The sequence below is a fragment of the Streptomyces sp. NPDC058637 genome (assembly GCF_042717325.1).
Taxonomy (GTDB): domain Bacteria; phylum Actinomycetota; class Actinomycetes; order Streptomycetales; family Streptomycetaceae; genus Streptomyces.
The window spans coordinates 63,974-81,502 of sequence record NZ_JBHXRD010000036.1 but is presented as its reverse complement, the minus strand read 5'-3'; the positions used below and the strand labels follow the sequence as shown (position 1 = coordinate 81,502).

The 17,529-nt window shown below is 69.7% G+C and carries 15 protein-coding genes; 7 read left to right on the top strand and 8 right to left on the bottom strand.

The annotated features are described in order from the left end of the window. Positions 1-158: 158 nt before the first annotated feature. The 5 genes from ACFWVP_RS29230 to ACFWVP_RS29210 all read right to left on the bottom strand — a co-directional run bounded on the left by ACFWVP_RS29230 (position 159) and on the right by ACFWVP_RS29210 (position 6,674). Positions 159-1,097, bottom strand: a complete 939-nt coding sequence (locus ACFWVP_RS29230) for a dihydrodipicolinate synthase family protein (protein ID WP_384500963.1) — start codon at positions 1,095-1,097, stop codon at positions 159-161. Continuing rightward, entirely contained in the window at positions 1,094-2,074 is a 981-nt protein-coding gene (locus tag ACFWVP_RS29225; RefSeq protein WP_384500962.1) for an oligopeptide/dipeptide ABC transporter ATP-binding protein, read from the bottom strand. The genes ACFWVP_RS29230 and ACFWVP_RS29225 overlap by 4 nt, the downstream gene beginning before the upstream one ends. Next, the gene (locus ACFWVP_RS29220; protein WP_384500961.1) at positions 2,071-4,044 is read right to left on the bottom strand and encodes a dipeptide/oligopeptide/nickel ABC transporter permease/ATP-binding protein; all 1,974 of its coding nucleotides are present in this window, start codon (positions 4,042-4,044) and stop codon (positions 2,071-2,073) included. The genes ACFWVP_RS29225 and ACFWVP_RS29220 overlap by 4 nt, the downstream gene beginning before the upstream one ends. 1 nt (position 4,045) lies before the next feature. Beyond that, positions 4,046-4,996, bottom strand: coding sequence for an ABC transporter permease (locus ACFWVP_RS29215; RefSeq protein ID WP_384500960.1), 951 nt, complete (start codon positions 4,994-4,996; stop codon positions 4,046-4,048). Between the two features lie 73 nt (positions 4,997-5,069). Further along, positions 5,070-6,674, bottom strand: coding sequence for an ABC transporter substrate-binding protein (locus tag ACFWVP_RS29210; RefSeq protein WP_384500959.1), 1,605 nt, complete (start codon positions 6,672-6,674; stop codon positions 5,070-5,072). Positions 6,675-6,840: 166 nt separating this feature from the next. Here ACFWVP_RS29210 and ACFWVP_RS29205 point away from each other — a divergent pair, with 166 nt between their 5' ends. The 4 genes from ACFWVP_RS29205 to ACFWVP_RS29190 all read left to right on the top strand — a co-directional run bounded on the left by ACFWVP_RS29205 (position 6,841) and on the right by ACFWVP_RS29190 (position 11,590). Further along, entirely contained in the window at positions 6,841-7,572 is a 732-nt protein-coding gene (locus tag ACFWVP_RS29205; protein WP_384500958.1) for a FadR/GntR family transcriptional regulator, read from the top strand. Between the two features lie 154 nt (positions 7,573-7,726). After that, on the top strand, positions 7,727-8,764 hold the full coding sequence (locus ACFWVP_RS29200; RefSeq protein WP_384500957.1) for an acetylxylan esterase: 1,038 nt from the start codon (positions 7,727-7,729) through the stop codon (positions 8,762-8,764). A 15-nt stretch (positions 8,765-8,779) separates the two neighbouring features. Next, positions 8,780-10,075, top strand: coding sequence for a GDSL-type esterase/lipase family protein (locus ACFWVP_RS29195; RefSeq protein WP_384500956.1), 1,296 nt, complete (start codon positions 8,780-8,782; stop codon positions 10,073-10,075). Between the two features lie 69 nt (positions 10,076-10,144). Continuing rightward, entirely contained in the window at positions 10,145-11,590 is a 1,446-nt protein-coding gene (locus tag ACFWVP_RS29190; protein ID WP_384500955.1) for an exo-alpha-sialidase, read from the top strand. Positions 11,591-11,672: 82 nt separating this feature from the next. Here ACFWVP_RS29190 and ACFWVP_RS29185 read toward each other — a convergent pair whose 3' ends face one another. Beyond that, the gene (locus ACFWVP_RS29185; protein WP_384500954.1) at positions 11,673-12,377 is read right to left on the bottom strand and encodes a FadR/GntR family transcriptional regulator; all 705 of its coding nucleotides are present in this window, start codon (positions 12,375-12,377) and stop codon (positions 11,673-11,675) included. A 160-nt stretch (positions 12,378-12,537) separates the two neighbouring features. On the opposite strand from ACFWVP_RS29185, the gene ACFWVP_RS29180 reads away from it, so the two are divergent. Genes ACFWVP_RS29180 through ACFWVP_RS29170 form a run of 3 tightly spaced genes read left to right on the top strand, consistent with a single transcriptional unit; the run spans position 12,538 to position 15,148 of the window. After that, positions 12,538-13,497 (top strand): dihydrodipicolinate synthase family protein, encoded by a 960-nt coding sequence (locus ACFWVP_RS29180; RefSeq protein ID WP_384500953.1) that lies wholly within the window; start codon positions 12,538-12,540, stop codon positions 13,495-13,497. Further along, entirely contained in the window at positions 13,494-14,438 is a 945-nt protein-coding gene (locus tag ACFWVP_RS29175) for an ROK family protein (RefSeq protein ID WP_384500952.1), read from the top strand. Before ACFWVP_RS29180 ends, ACFWVP_RS29175 begins: the two co-directional genes overlap by 4 nt. Then, complete coding sequence (locus ACFWVP_RS29170) at positions 14,435-15,148, top strand: N-acetylmannosamine-6-phosphate 2-epimerase (RefSeq protein WP_384500951.1); 714 nt, start codon at positions 14,435-14,437, stop codon at positions 15,146-15,148. Before ACFWVP_RS29175 ends, ACFWVP_RS29170 begins: the two co-directional genes overlap by 4 nt. Positions 15,149-15,542: 394 nt before the next feature. Here the strand turns inward: ACFWVP_RS29170 and ACFWVP_RS29165 are convergent, their stop codons facing one another. Continuing rightward, positions 15,543-16,181, bottom strand: a complete 639-nt coding sequence (locus tag ACFWVP_RS29165; RefSeq protein ID WP_384500950.1) for a response regulator — start codon at positions 16,179-16,181, stop codon at positions 15,543-15,545. Positions 16,182-16,183: 2 nt separating this feature from the next. Beyond that, positions 16,184-17,410: a sensor histidine kinase gene (locus ACFWVP_RS29160; protein ID WP_384500949.1), complete on the bottom strand. Its 1,227-nt coding sequence runs from the start codon at positions 17,408-17,410 to the stop codon at positions 16,184-16,186. Positions 17,411-17,529: the final 119 nt, after the last annotated feature.

The window sequence follows — 17,529 nt, the reverse complement described above, 5'->3', positions numbered from 1 at the left end:
CAACCCCTCAATCCCCGGCGGGCCGCCCCCGTGTTTGGGGGGGGGGGCGTCCCCCCCGCCGCCATAAAACCCCCCCCCGGGGGGGGCCTCCACCCCGGGCGCCGGCCCCCCCCCGGGGGGGGGGGCGGCCCCACGCCTGAGACCTGTGCGGCGGGGTACTACTGTGCCCGGGACAGGCCAGCGAGTGCGAGACAGGTGTCGACGGAGGCCGTCTCCGTCTTGTCCAGTCGTCGCATGGGTGGGCTCATCACGTTGGTGGCGATGATGCCGCGCAGCATCAGGGCGGTCTTGAACGCGCCAAGGCCTGCGGCCGTCGCCGATGCTGTGCCGGGGCGGGCTGCCCGTACGATGTCGAACAGGCCGACGAGCCGGTCCTGCTCGGCCTTCGCGGCGGCCCAGTCGCCTCGCACGGCCGCCTCGTGCAGCCGGACGTAACCGTGCGGGTCGACGTTGCCCAGCCCGGGTACGGAACCATGGGCGCCGCTCAGCATCATCGCGTCGACCACCAGTTCATGACCGGTGAGGATGGAGAATCCCGGGAGGTCCCGCGCTCCGATGACCAGGCGCCGGAAGGATCCGTCGTCGCCGCTGGAGTCCTTCACTCCCGCGAGCACCCCGTCCGCCGCGAGCGGCAGAAGGAGTTCGGGGTCCAGCTTGCTGTGGACGCAGACCGGCACGTCGTACGCCAGAAGGGGAAGGTCCACGGCCGCCGCGATATCCCGGAAATGGCGGTCTATCTCGGTGACGTGGGTGCGCGTGTAGAAGGGAGCTGTGGCAACGACGCCGTCCGCGCCCAGGGCTGCTGCGGCGCGGGCGCGCTCGATGGCTCGGTCGGTCGTGGTCTCGATGGCCCCGACAAGCACGGGAACCTGACCCGCCGCCGCTCCGGTGATCACCTCGATGACCTCGTCCTGCCGACCGGGCGTCAGATAGGCGGTCTCGCCCGAGCTGCCGAGGGCGAAGAGGCCGTGGACTCCACCGTCGAGGAGATGGCCCACGACCCGTTCCAGGGAAACGCGATCGAGGTCGCCGTCAGCGGTGAGCGGGGTGACGACGGGCGGGATCACCCCGGAATAGAGCCGGGCGGGGGCGGTCATGCGGTGCTCCTTGCGGGCGTTACGGGAGTCTGGGGATGGATGCAGTGCCAACGGTGTTCGCGCGGACCGAGGGTTTCCACCGGAAAGACGCCGGCGCATTCGTCATCGGCCTTCCAGCAGCGAGTACGGAAGGGACAGCCGGTCGGCGGGTTGGTGGCGGAGGGCACCGGGCCGGTGAGCACGATGCGTTCCGTCGTCTCCAGCAGGCTGGGGGTGGCGGAGAGCAGTGCCTCGGTGTAGGGGTGAACGGGGGTCCCCGCCACGTCGGCCGCACGGCCTTCCTCGACGACGCGGCCGAGGTAGAGCACGGCGATGCGGTCGGCGAGGTAGCGGACGGTCTGGATGTCGTGGGAGATGAACACCATGCCGAGACCCAGGCGTTCGCGCAGGTCGACGAGGAGGTTGAGGACCTGGGCGCGTACGGAGACGTCGAGCGCGGAGGTCGGTTCGTCAGCGACGATCAGTTCGGGTTCGAGGGCTAGGGCGCGTGCGATGGCGACGCGCTGGCGCTGGCCGCCGGAGAGCTGTCCGGGCAGGGCGGCGAGGGTGTGGTCGGGCAGCCCCACCAGGTCGAGCAGCTCCTCTACCCGGGCCTCGCGCGCCTCGCGCGTGCCGCGCCCGTGCACGTCCAGCGGATCGCGCAGGACCTGCCGGACCGTGAGACGGGGGTTGAGTGCGGTGGAGGGGTCCTGGAAGACGACGCCGACGGCGGAGCCGAAGTCGTTGCGCCGCTCGGCGCCCGTCATCTTCCACAGGTCACGCCCGTGGAAGAGAACCTCACCCTCTGTCGGCTTCTGCAGTCCGGTCAGCACGCGGGCCAGCGTGGACTTGCCGCAGCCGGACTCTCCCACCAGGCCGACAATTTCCCCGCGCTTGACTTCCAGGGTGGCATCGGTGAGGGCGTGTACGGCATCGCGGCTGAATATGCCGCCGCTGCGTGCCTTGTGGCGTACGTGTACGCCGTCGAGCCTGATCACAGGGCGCTTCCTTCCAGCTCTCTGGCGGCCGTCCCAGCCGGGTGGTGGCAGGCGAAGCCGTGGTCTTCCGCCGTGCCGCGCACGGCGAGTACGGGGGTGGTGGTGCGACAGACTTCCGTGGCGGCGGCGCAGCGGCCGGCGAAACGGCACCCCGGACCGAAGCCCTGGGGGGCGGGGACGACTCCACGGATCTGGTGGAGCCGGTCGGCGCCGGCTTCGAGGGAGACGACGGAGCCCAGGAGGCCGCGGCTGTAGTGGTGGGTGGGGTCGGTGAGGACGGACCGGGTGTCCCCGACTTCCGCCAGGCGGCCCGCGTACATGACGGCGACCCGGTGCGAGAGGTCGCCGACCAGGGCGAGGTCGTGGCTGACCAGCACCATGGCGAAGCCGAGTTCGTCGCGGAGCTTGATGAGAAGTTCGACCACCTGAGCTTGGACGGTGACGTCGAGGGCGGTGGTCGGCTCATCGGCGATCAGCAGACGCGGGCTGCGGGAGAGGGCCATGGCGATGAGTACGCGCTGGCGCTGTCCGCCGGAGAGCTCGTGAGGGTAGCTGCGCAGGGTGCGTTCGGGCGAGAGGCCGACGAGTTCGAGGAGTTCGGCCGGTGTCTTCGTACCGCCGCGCGAGGTCAGCTGCTTCAGCTGTGTGCCGACGAGTACGGAAGGGTTCAGGGAGGACAGTGCGTCCTGGTAGACCATGGCGATCTCCGGGCCCATCAGGGCGCGCCGTTCCTTGGGTGGAAGCTTCAGCAGGTCCCGGCCCCGGTAGAGGATCTCGCCGCTGACCTCGGCGTTGCGGGCGAGGAGGCCCATGACGGCGAGGCTGGTGATGGACTTGCCGCAGCCGGACTCGCCGACCAGTCCGAGGGTCTCGCCCTCGTGGACGGTGAAGTTCAGCTGGTCGACGACGGAGATCTCCCCATAGCGGTCGGGGAAGCGGATCGCGAGGTCGCGGACGACGAGGAGTTCGGCGGCGTCATCACGGACCGGTGTGATGGTGGGCTCGGTCGCGTTGATGTGCCGGGCGAGCTTGCTGAGGGCGGCGTCGATGTCGACGGTCGCGGCGGCCTCGACCGGGTCGGGAGCCGTGGTGGTGACGGGGGTGCTGAGAACGCGGGCGCTCTTGGGCGCCGCGGAGGCGTCTGTGAGGCCTTCGGAGAGGATGTTGAGCGCGAGGACGGTGATCAGGAGGGCCAGGCCGGGAAAGAAGGTGGCCCACCAGCCTCCCGCCAGGAGGATCTGCCGGCCGTAGGCGAGGACGCTGCCCCAGCTGGGGTCGGGATCCTGCACGCCGGCTCCGATGAAGGACAGGCTGGCCTCGAAGATGATCGCCTCGGCGACCATGACGGTGGCGAACACCATGACCGGCGCCATGCAGTTGACGGCGACGTGGCGGAGCACGATGTACCCGCGCCGGGCGCCGATGACCTTCTCGGCGGCGACGTAGTCCTCCCCGTACTGCGCGAGGACGTTGGCCCGGACGACGCGGGCGAGCGAGGGGGTGTACACGAAGGCGATGGTGAAGATGATCACCGGGACGCTGGTGCCGAACACGGCGACGAGGACGGCCGCGAGCGCGATCGGGGGGAAGGACATGACGACGTCGAGGGTGCGCATGACGGACTCGTCGCCGAGCTTGCGCGAGGTGGCCGCGAGCGAGCCGAGGACGGCGCCGGCGACCAGGGCGACGGCTGTCGCGCCGAGGCCGATGACCAGGGAGTAGCGCGAGCCGTGCACCACACGGGCGAAGACGTCGCGTCCCGCCCGGTCGGTGCCGAACCAGTGGTCGCCGTTCGGGGCCTGGACGGGGGTGCCCGTGGTGAGCGGGTTCTGGGTGAGGAGGGGGGCGAGGACGGCGCCGAGTACGACGACGGTCAGCACGCCGAGGGCGAGGCGGGAGGTGACCGGGAGGGCGCGGAACGCGATGCCCGGTCGGGAGAGCTTCTTGGCCAGACGGCCCGTGGCGAACATGTCACACCGTCCTGATGCGGGGGTTGACCAGCAGGTAGAGCAGGTCGACGACGACGTTGACCACCAGGAAGGCGATGGCGATGGTCAGTACGGTGCCTTGGACCAGGGCGACGTCGCCGCCGGTGACACCTTCGAGGATGAGTTTGCCCATGCCGGGCAGGTCGAAGATCGCTTCGATGACGACGGCTCCGCTGAGCAGGTAGCCGACCTTGACCCCGAGCACGGTGAGCGGGGTGACGAGTGCGTTGCGCAGCACCGAGCGGATCACGAGGAAGGTGGGCAGGCCGTTGCCCTGTGCGGTGCGGACGTAGTCGCGGTCGAGTTCGGCGACCATGGAGGTGCGGACCAGGCGCGCGAGTGACGCGGCGACGGGGACGGCCAGGGATATGGCGGGGAGGGCCATGGTGGTGAGCCAGCCGCTGAACGAGTCGGCGGGGTTGGTGTATCCGCCGGTCGGGAAGATCCGGGTGCTCAGGGCGAACTGCTGGATGAGCAGGACGCCGAGCCAGAACGACGGGACGGCGACCCCGGCCATGGAGAGGATCCGGAAGAGCTGGTCGGGCCAGCGGTCGCGGTACATCGCGCCCAGGACTCCGCCGATGACGGCGAGCGTGACCGCGAGGAACAGCCCGAGGAAGGTCAGTTGGAGGGTGAGGGGAAACGCCGCGGTGATCCGGTCGATCACGGGCTGGCTCGGCGGGACGGTCATGCCGAGGTCGAAGTGGAGCAGTTGGCCGAGGAAGTCGAAGTAGCGGATCGGCAACGGGTCGTTGAGCCCGTTGGCCTCGGCGAAGGCCTCCCTGGCCTCGGGACTGGCGCTCTCCCCGAGCGCGTTGTAGGCCGGGTCGGCCGGCGAGAACTGCAGCACCACGAAGACCAGAAGGGCGATGCCGAGGATCATCACCGGCATCATCGCGACGCGGCGCAGCGCGAGCCGGAGAAAAGCAACCATCGTCGTGTTCCTTGCGATTGGGCGGAGGCGGGTCCGGGCCGCCGGGGAGGTGGCGGCCCGGACCGGGCGGACGTCAGGCTCGGCCGACGTCCACGAAGGACAGGCCCGTGGTGGGCAGCGGCTTGAAGCCGGGCAGGGCCTTCTCGTTCCAGGCGGTGGGCAGCTTGCGGTGCAGGATCGGGTAGAGCGCGGCCTCGTCGGCGACGACGTCGGTGATCTGGCCCCACAGCTGCTTGCGTGTCGCCTCGTCGGCGGTCTGGGCGGCCTTGTCGAGGAGCTGCTTGACCTGCTTGTACTCGGCGCTCCTGGACCAGCCGTAGCGCTTCTCCGGCCAGAAGCCGTAGTAGAACCAGCGCATCAGGAGGTCCACGTCGTTGCCGAAGACCGAGGGGTCGCCGGGCGCCACCAGCACCTCGAAGTCGCCGCCGTCGACCTTGGCGTACTGGGCCGCGGACTGGGCGATGCCGAGGGTGGCGTCGATGCCGGCCTCGGCCCAGCTCTCCTTGATCAGCGGGGCGATGTCCTTGACCCAGCCGGTGTCGGTGGTCAGGACGGTGAACTTGAGCTTGCCCACGCCCGCGTCGGCGAGGAGCTTCTTCGCCTTGGCCACGTCGTGGGTGTAGACGGTGGCGGCCTTGTAGAAGTCGGGGTGGGTCGAGGGCAGGTATCCGGTGGCGGCGGTGGCGTTGCCGACCATCGCGGTGGTGATGATCTTCTCGGTGTTCAGCGCGTAGTGCAGGGCCTGGCGGACCCGCTTGTCGGCGAACCGCTTGTCGGCGGTGTTGAACATCAGGAAGAGCAGGCCGAAGGACTGGACGGACTCGGTTTTCGTGGTGGCCGAGAGCCGTTTGACGTCGATGTACGGGACGTCCTCGATGGCCTGGACACGGCCGGACTCCATCGCGCTGACACGGGCCGACTGGTCCGACATCAGGCGCCAGATCATCTTCTTGGCCTTGGCCGGGTGAGGTCCGTTGTACTTGTTGAAGCGCTCGAAGACGATCTTGTCCTCGCGGGTCGCCTCGATGAACTCGTACGGTCCCGACCCGACGGGCTTGGCGTCGAAGCCCTTGACGTCCGCCTCGACGATCTTCTTCGGCACGATCCGCGCCACGGCGATGCGGGAGGGGAAGAGTGCGAAGGCGTACTTGAGCTTGAACTCGACCGTCTTGGGGTCGACGGCGGTGACCGAGTCGATGAAGGGCACGAACTGCGCCATCAGCGACGCGTTCTTCTCGTCCAGGATGCGTTCGAAGCTGAACACGACGTCCTCGGCGGTGACCGGGGAGCCGTCGTGGAAGGTCGCACCGTCGCGGAGCGTGGCGCGGTAGGTGGTGGCGTTGATCTTCTTCGGCATCTCGGTGGCGAGCGCGGGGCGGGCCACGAGTGTTGCGGGATCAAGATCGACGAGTCCCTCGAAGATGTGCATGTTGGCGGCGTACGGCGTGGCGCCCGACGTGATCATCGGGTCGAAGCCCGTGGAGAGGGGGTACGAGAGGCCGGCTTCGATGGTGCCGTTGTTGTCGCCCTTGCCTCCGGCTTCTTCTTGGCCGTCGGTGGTCGAGGAGGGCCCGCCACAGGCCGAAAGGCCTGCGGTGATGGCGGCGGCCGCGCCAAGGGCGCTGGTGTAACGCAGGAAAGTGCGGCGCTCGACGCCGGCTGGCCTCAACTCGGGCACGGGTCCTCCAAGGGACGTTGAGGTGGGAATGGGTGGAGAACGGCTGCTTCGCAGGGTATCGGGCTGCCCTGAGACGCAAGGGGTAAGACGTCAGATGTCCGATGCCTTGATAGCGTGGGAACGTAGCTTGCTAAGTGAGAGGGGTCAAGAGGTGGGGAGTTCACATATGTCCGGCACGCGACCCGGCCGCACCCTTCTGCGGCTGGAAGTGGTGGAGGGCATCAAGCGCTACATCCTCGACGAACGGCTCCGCCCCGGGGATCCGCTACCGACGGAGCCGGCCCTCTGCGAGGCCCTCGGCGCCAGCCGTTCCAGCGTCCGGGAAGCCATGAAGATCCTGGACGCCCTCGACATCGTCGAGGTCCGCCACGGCCACGGCACATACGTCGGTCGTCTGAGTATGTCCGCGCTGGTGGAAAGCCTAACGTTCCGCGGCTTGCTCTCTCCCGACGATGACTTCCAGGTATTGGCCGACCTGGTCGACGTGAGGGAGCTCTTCGAACGGGGCATGGCGGACCGGATCATCTCCTCGCTCGACGTCGGCGAACTCGACAGGCTGGACGACCTGGTGGCCACCATGCGCGCGACCGGCGTCGGGGACGGGCACGGGTTCGTGGCCGCGGACCGGGCGTTCCACGCACTGCTCGTCGCCCCGCTCGGCAACGACCTGATCGGTCAGCTCTCGATGGCCTTCTGGGACGTATACGCCATCGTCGCACCGCACTTGCAGGGGTTCACGCATGCCGACGAGGCGGAGACGGTCGCCGCCCATCAGAACATCGTGGATGCCGCCCGTGCCGGTGACGCCCCCGCCTTCCTCAAGGCTCTCGAAGAACACTACGCGCCGGTCAGGCGGCGTATCGCCGAGGCCAGGTCACGCAAGGGCGACCAGGACTGACTGCGGCCGTCGCGTTCCCGGCCGGTCTCCGGGCGGGAACGCGCCTCGGGCGGCCTCTTGACGCGTTACGCGCGATTCCCTACGGTCTGGTTTGCCATCAGGACATCTGACGTCTTCTGTCCTGTCGCTTTCGCGCCCCCAGGAAGGCACACCCATGCCATCGGCCGACCTCTCCCTAGCTGAATGCCTCACCTACCAGCCGGACCTTCCACTGCCTGACGGGTTCGACGCGTTCTGGAAGAACGCTCTGGGTGCGGAATCTCCTGGCGGTGGTCACGGTCGGCCCCATTTCGAGAAGATCGACAGCGGGCTGGTCCAGGTACGCACGTACGACGTGAGCGTTCCGGGGTACGACGGCCAGTGCGTGCGGGGCTGGCTCCGCATGCCAACCGAGGCTTCCGGACCGCTTGGTTGCATCGTGGAATTCCTCGGATATGGGCGAGGACGAGGGCTGGCCCATGAGCAGCTGATGTGGGCCTGTGCCGGATATGCGCATCTGGTCATGGACACGCGCGGCCAGGGTTGGTCAGCGGCCCCCGGAGACACTCCGGACCCCCATTCCGGCACTGCCGGGACCGTTCCGGGATTCCTGACCCGGGGCATCGAAGATCCCGCGACGCACTACTACCGCCGGGTGTTCACCGACGCGGTCCGATGCGTGGAGGCGATGCGGGCGCACCCCGAAATCGACCCCTCCCGCATCGTGGTGACCGGGGTGAGCCAGGGCGGCGGGATCGCGCTGGCCGTGGCAGGTCTCGTCACGGGGCTGGCCGGGGTGATGCCGGATGTGCCGTTCCTGTGCAACATGCCCCGCGCCTCACGCATCGCCGCGGCGCCACCGTACACCGAGGTCGCCTCCTACCTCCGGCTCCACCCGGACCGCACCGAGTCCGCCTTCCGCACGCTGTCGTACTTCGACGCGGCACACCACGCCACCAGAGCGACCGCACCGGGACTGTTCTCGATCGCGATGATGGACGACATCTGTCCGCCCTCCACCTGCTTCACGGCCTACAACCGCTATGGCGGCCCTAAGGACGTGCGGGTCTACGAGTTCAACGGGCACGAAGGCGGCACCGAACACCACCGGGCCCGGCAACTGGCCTGGGTCCGTTCCCTGTTCGACGGCCCCCCGGCCGGGCGGGCCGCCCAGTTCGACGGCCCCCCGGCCGGGCGGGCCGCCCACTCCTGACAGTGAGGACGTTCCGTGCGCAGACGTTCCATGCTTCTCGCCGCCGGCGCCGCGGCACTGGCCGGCCCCCTGGCCGGGCGCGCGTCAGCTGCGTCTCTCAGCGGCCCCCTGGTGGATCACAGCACCGTCACCGTCCTGAACGGCGCCGAACGCGTCGATCTGTCGTCCCGGGCTGGGGCGGTGGCCCCTCTCGCCACGGGCACGGTCCTCGTCACCTTCCGCACCACGAGCCACAACGCCGCGATGACGCTGATCAGCGCCTCCGACCCCGCAGTCCCCTCATCCAACCTCACCTTGGCCCTTCAGGGCGGGGCACTGCAGTTCTCGGTGCGGCAGCAGAGCAGCGTCCTGGTCGACTTCACCACCCGGACCCGCTACGACGACGGCCGACAGCACACCGTCGCCGTGACCGTCGACAGCACCGGCACCCGCCTCCACGCAGGCGGCCGAGCCGTGTTCGACACGGTGAAACGCCCGTTCTTCAGCAGCGTGTCAGGGCTGACAGCTCTGACGCTCGGCGCGAATCTCGACAGCGACCACCGCTCCGGCGAATGGTTCTTCACCGGCACCATCGAACGGGCAGCGGTGTGGGGCCGGGTGCTCGACGCAGCCGAACTGGTCGCGCAGTGCCCGCGCCCCGTCGTCGCCGATCACGGCAGGATCTCGACGATCCTCAACAGCAACACGCCCGCCACTTGGGTGTTCACCGGGGACAGCATCACCCACGGCGCCCTGCACACCCATGGGTGGCGCAGCTACCCGGAACACTGGACCGAGCGCGTCCGCTGGGAACTGGGCAAGCCCAAGAACCGCGACTTCGTGATCGATTCGGGGGTGAGCGGAGCCACGAGCGCCGAACTCGTCTCCTTCTTCGACGAGCGGGTCACCGCCTTCTCGCCGAAAATCGTCTCGATCATGATCGGCGCGAACGACATCGCGACCTCGGGCCTCGGCCCGGAGCAGTACCGGACCAACCTCATCTCACTGGTCCGCTCGGTCCGCGCGCTGCCCAGATCGCCCATACCGGTCCTCCAAGCGCCGAACCCGGTCGATCCAGCCCGCTGGCCCGGCCGGACCGGGCTCTCCCAATACGCGCGGGTCATGAGCGAGGTGGCCGCGCAGCAGGAGGTCGTCTTTGTCGATCACTACAACGACTGGCTGACCGGCGACGGCGGCCAGGTACCCCTGTCCCTGCTCAACGACGGGCTGCACCCGAACGAGCGGGGTCACCACCGGATCGCCCTGATGATGATCAGGGATCTCCAGGTCTTCGACACGGGCAGCCAGGTCTGCACCCTTTCCATCCCCTGACGCGTCGGTTCGCCGAGCCGCCGCTCCGCTCCATCCGCACATCTCCCCTCAGTAGAAGAGAGATCGTCCATGCAGCGCAGAGTCACCATCGCCCTGCTGTCCACCGCCGTCATGGTGGTCACCGCGGTCGGCACCGCCCACGCCGCCCCCGCCACCGCGGCCGCTCCCGGGACGCTGACCTCCCAGGACATCGCGACCCAGGGCGTCGGATCTCCCCACTACCGGATTTCCGCACTGACTACCTCCGTCAAGGGCACGCTGCTCGCCGCCTACGACGCACGCCCCACGCTCGGGGACCTGCCCGGCAACCTCGGCGTGGTTCTGCGGCGCAGCACGGACGGCGGAAACACCTGGCAGAGCCAGCAGGTCATCCGTAAGGAGGCCGCGCCCAAGGGCTACGGCGACCCCAGCCTGCTCGTGGACCGCACGACGGGCCGCATCTTCGTCTTCTACGCGGGCTCCGTGAACCAGGGCTTCTTCGGCTCGGGCACCGGCAACGACGAGAACGACCCCAACATCCTCCAGGCCGACTACAGCTACTCCGATGACGACGGCCTCACCTGGACCCACCGCCGCATCACGAAGCAGATCAAGAACCCGGCCTGGGCCGGGATGTTCGCGGCCTCCGGAGAAGGCATCCAGCTGCGCAACGGCCCCCACAAGGGTCGGCTGATCCAGCAGTACGCCATACGCAACAACGGCGCCAACCACGCCGTCAGCGCCTACAGCGACGACCACGGCGCGACCTGGAAGATGGGCAACCCGGTCGGCCCGGGCGGCGACGAGAACAAGACCGTCGAACTCAGCGACGGCCGGGTCATGCTCAACAACCGCTCCGCGCCCTACCGCACCGTGGCCTACTCCACTGACGGTGGCGTCAACTACACACCGTTCACCCAGGACACCAACCTGCCCGACCCGGCGAACAACGGCTCGATCATCCGCTACGCCCCGGACGTTGCCGCCTCGCACCCCCAGGCGTCGTGGCTGCTGTTCAGCAACACGGACAGCACCTCGCGGAACAACCTCACTGTGAAGATGTCCTGCGACAACGGAAAGACCTGGCCGATCCGGAAGGTCGTCAACCCGAACAGCGCCGCCTACTCGACTCTGACACGGCTGCCGGACGGCCGGCTCGGGCTCCTCTACGAGCGTGACGACTACAAGCACATCACCTACTCATCGTTCGACCTGCGGTGGCTCGGCGGCACCTGCGCGGACATCACCATCACCCCGCCGACCACCATGAAGGCGGGCACGACCACGGAGGTGACCGTCCGGGTCGTCAACCGGATGGACGTGACCCGGAGCGCGGGAACGCTCGACCTGACGGTGCCCAGCGGCTGGACGACCCAGCAGGTGGCGTTCCCGGCGACGCGACCGGGTGAGGGGGCGAACATCAAGGTTCCGGTCACGATTCCGGCGGGCGCCTCCGGGAACGCCGTGCTGACCGTGACGTACAAGGCCGACGGCAAGCAGGCGTCAGGTAGCCGGACGGTGGTCGTTACTCCCTGACCAGCGGGCCGGAGCCTCTGCCGCCCCCGCCTTCGCGCTCGTGGCGAAGGCAGGGGCGGCAGCTTGACCTGGTACGCCGTGTTCACACGGGCGTGGCCGAGGAAATCTCCAGACGGGCGCGAATGCCGTTGAAGTGGGCGCGCATGGCCCGAACGGCGCGGGCACAGTCTCCGGCCGCGACTGCTGAGACGATCTCGCGGTGCTGAGCACAGGTCACAGCGAAGTCCTGGGAGCCGGTTTCCACGCTTTCACGAGTCCGGTCCATGGCCGCCCAGAACGCGTCCAGCACCTCACTGAGGAGGTGGTTGTCGAGCGAGGTGTAGAGGGCGAGATGGAAAGCCCGGTCGGTGGGCCGGGCCACCCTGCCCTCTCCAGCGGCCTCGGCTTCCATTCTGGCGACCAGAGTTTGCGGCACCGCCACGTCCTCGGCGGGGACGCCGACGCTGACGGCGCCGACCAATCCGGTCTCCAACGCCTCGCGCACCCTCATCAATTCCAGCAGCCCTGGCTCTCCCCGGCCGTGCCGGACGGCGGCCCGGAGGGCCAGCGCCTCGGCGAAGGGGGTGAGGGAGAGTGAGCCGACGAATGTTCCGAAGCCGCGTCCAGTCTCGACGACGTTCACTGCCTGCAGAGCCTTGAGGGCTTCGCGGACCGGTACCCGACCAGCGCTGAACAGCTCCATCAGCTCGGATTCGGCGGGCACCGGATCGCCCGGCCCCAGAGCACGGTCGAGGATCAGCTCCTTGATCTTTCGCTCGATGTCCTGAGCCATGGTGGGGCGGGCCACCACGTCCTCCTGAAGCACCGTCGGCTGTCGCGGCCTCTTGACCGGCCGCCGGGGAATCGGATTAGAGTAGCCGAGACGTAAGACATCTTACGTCTCATGTCTGGGCTTTGTCTCCCTAACGGGCGGCAGTCCTGCATCCGAGCGAGCTGGAGTCCTCACCATGTCCCTGACCGCACCTCTGCGCGGCGTCGTACCGCCGGTCTGCACCCCGGTCGACCACCGGGGGGAGGTCGACACGGCCTCCCTCACCCGGCTCGTCGACTACCTCATCGACGGCGGCGTACACGGACTCTTCGCCCTCGGCTCCACCAGTGAGGTCGCCTACCTGACCGACGAACAGCGCGCCACCGCCCTGCAGACCGTGGTGACCGCGGCCGCCGGAAGGGTCCCGGTCCTCGCAGGAGTCATCGACACGACGACCCCGCGTGTCATCGCGCATGCCCGCGCCGCCGCGGAACTGGGCGCCGACGCCCTCGTCGCGACAGCCCCCTTCTACACCCGTACCCACCCCAAGGAGACGGCAGGGCATTTCCGCAGGCTGCGCGCCACGGTCGACCTTCCGCTGTTCGCCTACGACATCCCCGTCGCGGTGCACTCCAAGCTCTCGCCCGCACTGGTTCGCGAACTCGCCGAGGACGGCACGGTGGCCGGCCTCAAGGACAGCAGCGGTGACGAAGGCGGACTGCGCAGGCTCATCGTGGAGCTCGGTGGGCGGGAGGGCCGCGCGCAGGGTGCCGTGCCGCACTTCAGCGTGCTGACCGGCTCCGAACTCACCGTGGACGCGGCCCTGCTGGCCGGCGCCGACGGAGTCGTGCCCGGGATCGGCAACGTGGATCCAGCCGGCTACGTTCGCCTGTACGACGCTGCACTGGCCGGCGCCTGGGAGCTCGCCGCCCGGGAACAGGAACGGCTCATCGAGCTGTTCGCCATGGTCGACGTCGGCCCTGAGCAGGAGATGGGCCGCAGCTCATCGGCGCTCGGATCCTTCAAGGAAGCACTGCGGCTGCTCGGTGTCATCGACAACGGTGCCACCGCCTTCCCGCAGATCCCGCTCTCCGGGGAATCCGTCGCACGGGTCGCGGAGCTGCTGCGCGGCGCCGGACTTGGCCCGATCCGATGAGCGCGGGGGCGACCGAGGGCCTGGTGATCGGCCTTGACCTAGGCGGTACGAAAATCGCAGCCGCGCTCGTCACACCCGGCGGCGGGGTGGTCGCCCGGCACGCCCGGGCGACACCCGCCCTCCAGGGCGCGTCGGCGGTGCTCGACGCTCTTGCCGCGGCAGCGTCCGCAGTGGACCCGACCGGTCAGGCGACGATGGTCGGCATCGCCGCCGCAGGGGTGATCGACCCACGCAGTGGAATGGTCACCAGTGCCACCGAATCCATCCGGGGATGGGCCGGCACCGCACTCGGCACCGGCCTCGCGGACCGTACGGGTCTCCAGGTGGCCTGTGACAACGACGTTCGCGCCACTGCCGGACCGGAGCTCACCGCCCTGCCGGGCAGCCGCGGTTCACTGGTGTTCGCTGCCATCGGCACGGGGGTGGGTGGCGCGATCGCTGTCGATGGACGGATGCTGCACGGCGCGGCCGGCATCGCAGGCCACTTCGGTCACCTGCCCAGCGCGGAGGCGGCCGGACTGCCGTGCACCTGCGGCGCCGTCGGGCACTTGGAGGTCATCGCCTCCGGGCCGGGCATCACCGCCCATTACGAGCGGCTCTCCGGCACGTCGGCAGCCCGGCTCGAAGTGGTCGCTGCCCGCGCCGCCACGGGTGACCAAGCAGCCGTGCGAGCCATCACCGCAGGTGCAAGCGCGGCCGGTAGAGCCCTGGGCGGCCTCGCCAACGCGGTGGGCCCCGACCGGGTTGTCATCGGCGGAGGCGTCCCCCACATAGGACCCCTGTACCGGGACGTACTGAACGAGGCCTTCGCCGCCGAACTGATGCCACCCCTGCGAGGACTCGTCCCCCAGCCTCCACTGCACGGAAGGGACGCCGCCGTACTCGGAGCCGCCGCCCTGACCGTCGCCCTTCCCCTCCACCGTCCGGGAGCTCACCGATGAACGCACGACATTTGACCGACACGCTCCGGGGCCGGCTGATCGTCTCCTGCCAAGCACCCCCCGGCGATCCCATGCGGGAGACCGCCACCCTGGTGCGGCTCGCACTGTCGGCAGCGGCCGGCGGCTGCTCCGCGATCCGCGCCAACGAGCCGGAAGTCGTCGCCGCGATCGTGAAGGCAGTGAACCTGCCGGTCATCGGTCTGTGGAAGGACGGCGACACAGGGGTGTACATCACGCCGACCGTCCGGCACGCTCTGGCCATGGTGGAGGCCGGCGCAGACGTAGTCGCCGCCGACGCCACCGACCGGGCACGCCCGGACGGCTCCGCCTTCAGCGAGCTGGTCAACGCAGTGCACTCGGCGGGAGCCCTGGTCATGGCCGACGTCGCTACACTCGCCGAGGGAATTGCCGCCGCTGCGCAGGGGGCCGACTTCGTCTCGACCACCCTCTCCGGCTACATTCCCGGGACACCGAAGCAAACCGGCCCGGATCTAGCTCTCGTGGTGTCACTTGCGGCAGCGATCTCCGTACCGGTCGTCGCCGAAGGGCGAATCAACTCCCCCGGCGAGGCTGCAGAGGCGCTCGCCTGCGGCGCCCACAGCGTCGTGGTCGGCACGGCCATCACCGCGCCGACCGCTCTGACTTCACGATTCGTCGGCGCACTGTCACATGGACCGGGAGCCGGCCAGGAGGACTCGGTACGAGGCTGACCGGAGAGATCACGGTGATCGCCGCGCAGCCCGGACTGGCTGGTCCTGGACACGAGTGGATGCGGCGTGCACGCTCAGCGTGGCGCTCCGCGATAGCCGTGGAGCGCTGGGCCGGATTGCCGCCACGCTTGAGCAGCATGCCGGTGCTGGCCCTGGTCCCACGGGGTGGCGGACGCCTCCGGGGCCACCACTGAGATCCGGCTGCCCTGAGCTCACGTAGCACGTGCACGCGGCGGGCTGAACCGCATGGTGAACGTGCTGGATGCCACCGATTCGATGGCCCGGCCCCGGTGACCGCGCTGCCTTCCGCCGGGTGATCAGTGGGACGTCGTCCGGACTCGAGCCAGGGAATGCGGCGGGGGAAGGGCCGGGCTGTGCGGGTGTGGGGCGGGACTTACCGGCGGCGGATGAGGCCGAGTTCGGTGGCGGTGGCGACTGCGGCGGTGCGCGAGTCGACACCGAGCTTGGCGTAGATGCGGGTCAGGTGGGACTTGACGGTCCCTTCGGTGAGGTGGAGCCGGGCGCCGATGGCTTGGTTGGACAGGCCCTCGGCGACCAGGGCCAGGACTTCGCTCTCGCGTCGGGTCAGGGTGGTGCCGGGGGTGCGCAGGCGGTTCATCAGCCGGTCCGCGACGGCGGGGGCGAGAGTGGTGCGGCCCGTGGCGGCGGTGCGTACGGCGGCGGCCAGGTCCTCGGGTGGGGCGTCCTTGAGGAGGTAGCCGGTGGCGCCGGCTTCGATAGCGGGGAGGGTGTCGGCGTCGGTGTCGTAGGTGGTGACGATCAGGACGCGGGGCGCCTCGGGGCGGGCGGAGATGGCGGCGGTGGCCTGCGCGCCGTTCATGCCCTTGCCGAACTGGAGGTCCATGAGGACGACGTCGATGTCGCCCTGGGCGGCGCGGGCGATGGCGGCCTCGGCGGTGGCGGCCTCGGCCACCACGGTCATGCCGGGCTCGGTCTCCAGTACGGCGCGGAGCCCGGCCCGTACGACGGGGTGGTCGTCGGCCAGGAGCAGGCGGATGGGGGTGTCGGTCACGGTCATGCCTCGGGTGCGGGGTGGGGTGGGGTGTCGGGGGTGGGGTCGAGGCGCAGTCGGGCGGCCAGGGCGGTGCCGTGGCCGGGGGCGGATTCGACGGTGAGGGTGCCGCCGAGGGCCTGTGTGCGGGCGCGCATGGCGGCCAGTCCGAACCCACCGGCCTCGGGGTCGGGGACGGGCAAGTGGGCGGGGTCGAAGCCGCGTCCATCGTCGACGACATCCACGGCAACGTGATCGCCGAGGTAGCTGAGGGCGACCTCGGCGGTGGTGGCGTCGGCGTGGCGGACGGTGTTGGCCAGTGCGGACTGGGCGATGCGCAGCAGGGCGACCTCGTGCGCGGTCGGCAGTGGTACGGGCTCGCCGGTGAGGTGGAAGCGTGCGGTGATCCGGTGGCGGGTGCTGGTGGTGGCGCACAGCCGCTCCAAGGCGGCGGCGAGGGTGGTGCCTTCCAGGGCGGGTGGGGCGAGGGCGGCGACGAAGCGGCGGGCTTCGGCGAGGTTGTCGACGGCGGTCTGGCGTGCCTGATCGACATAGCGAGCGGCGTTGTCGGGTGCGGCGGGCAGAGCGCGTTCGGCGGCGCGCAGCAGCAGCTGGATGCTTGAGAGTCCCTGGGCGAGGGTGTCGTGGATCTCGCGGGCCAGGCGTTCGCGTTCGGCCAGCACCCCGGCGGTGTGCTGAGCAGTGGCCAGGTCGGCGCGGGTGGCGGTGAGTTCCTCGATCAGGCGCCTGCGATGTTCGCTCTCTCGGTACAGGGCCTGATACCCCCACACCACCGCCACCGCTACGGCGGCGCCGAGGGCCGGCCCGATCGCCATTGCCGCGTTGAAGGAGCCCTGGTGTACGGCGAAGCCGGCGACGGCCGCCGCCGCGGTGGCCGTCACCGCGGCCAGTCCGGCGCGGCGGGGCAGCAGGTGCAGCTGGAGGAAGTACAAGGGGAAGGCCACCCACACCCCGTCGGCGGACAGGGCCAGCAGTACCAGCCAGAGGGTGCTTACGGCGGTCAGCCATAGTGCGGCGGCCCGCCGCGAGCGGCTTATGCCAGGCAGTGCCGGGCCGACCGCATAGACCAGACCACACGCTACGGCCGCGGCGAGGACCCACCCGGCGTGCGGACGCTGGGCGGCCACGGCCCGGCCGGCGGCCAGCCCAAGGAGACCGACGACCAGCAGGTGCAGGCACCAGGCCAGAGGGCGGGTGGTAGGGGTCAAGGCGGGGGCGGTGGTGTTCACAGTCCCTCCAGCCTATGAAGAAGTCCCCGGCGCGGCTTCCATCGAAAGTCACAACCGGCGTGCCGTCTTTCGGTGCGACAAGTGCTGTCCTGGGCCAGATGCCCGGCCGGGGCTCTGGC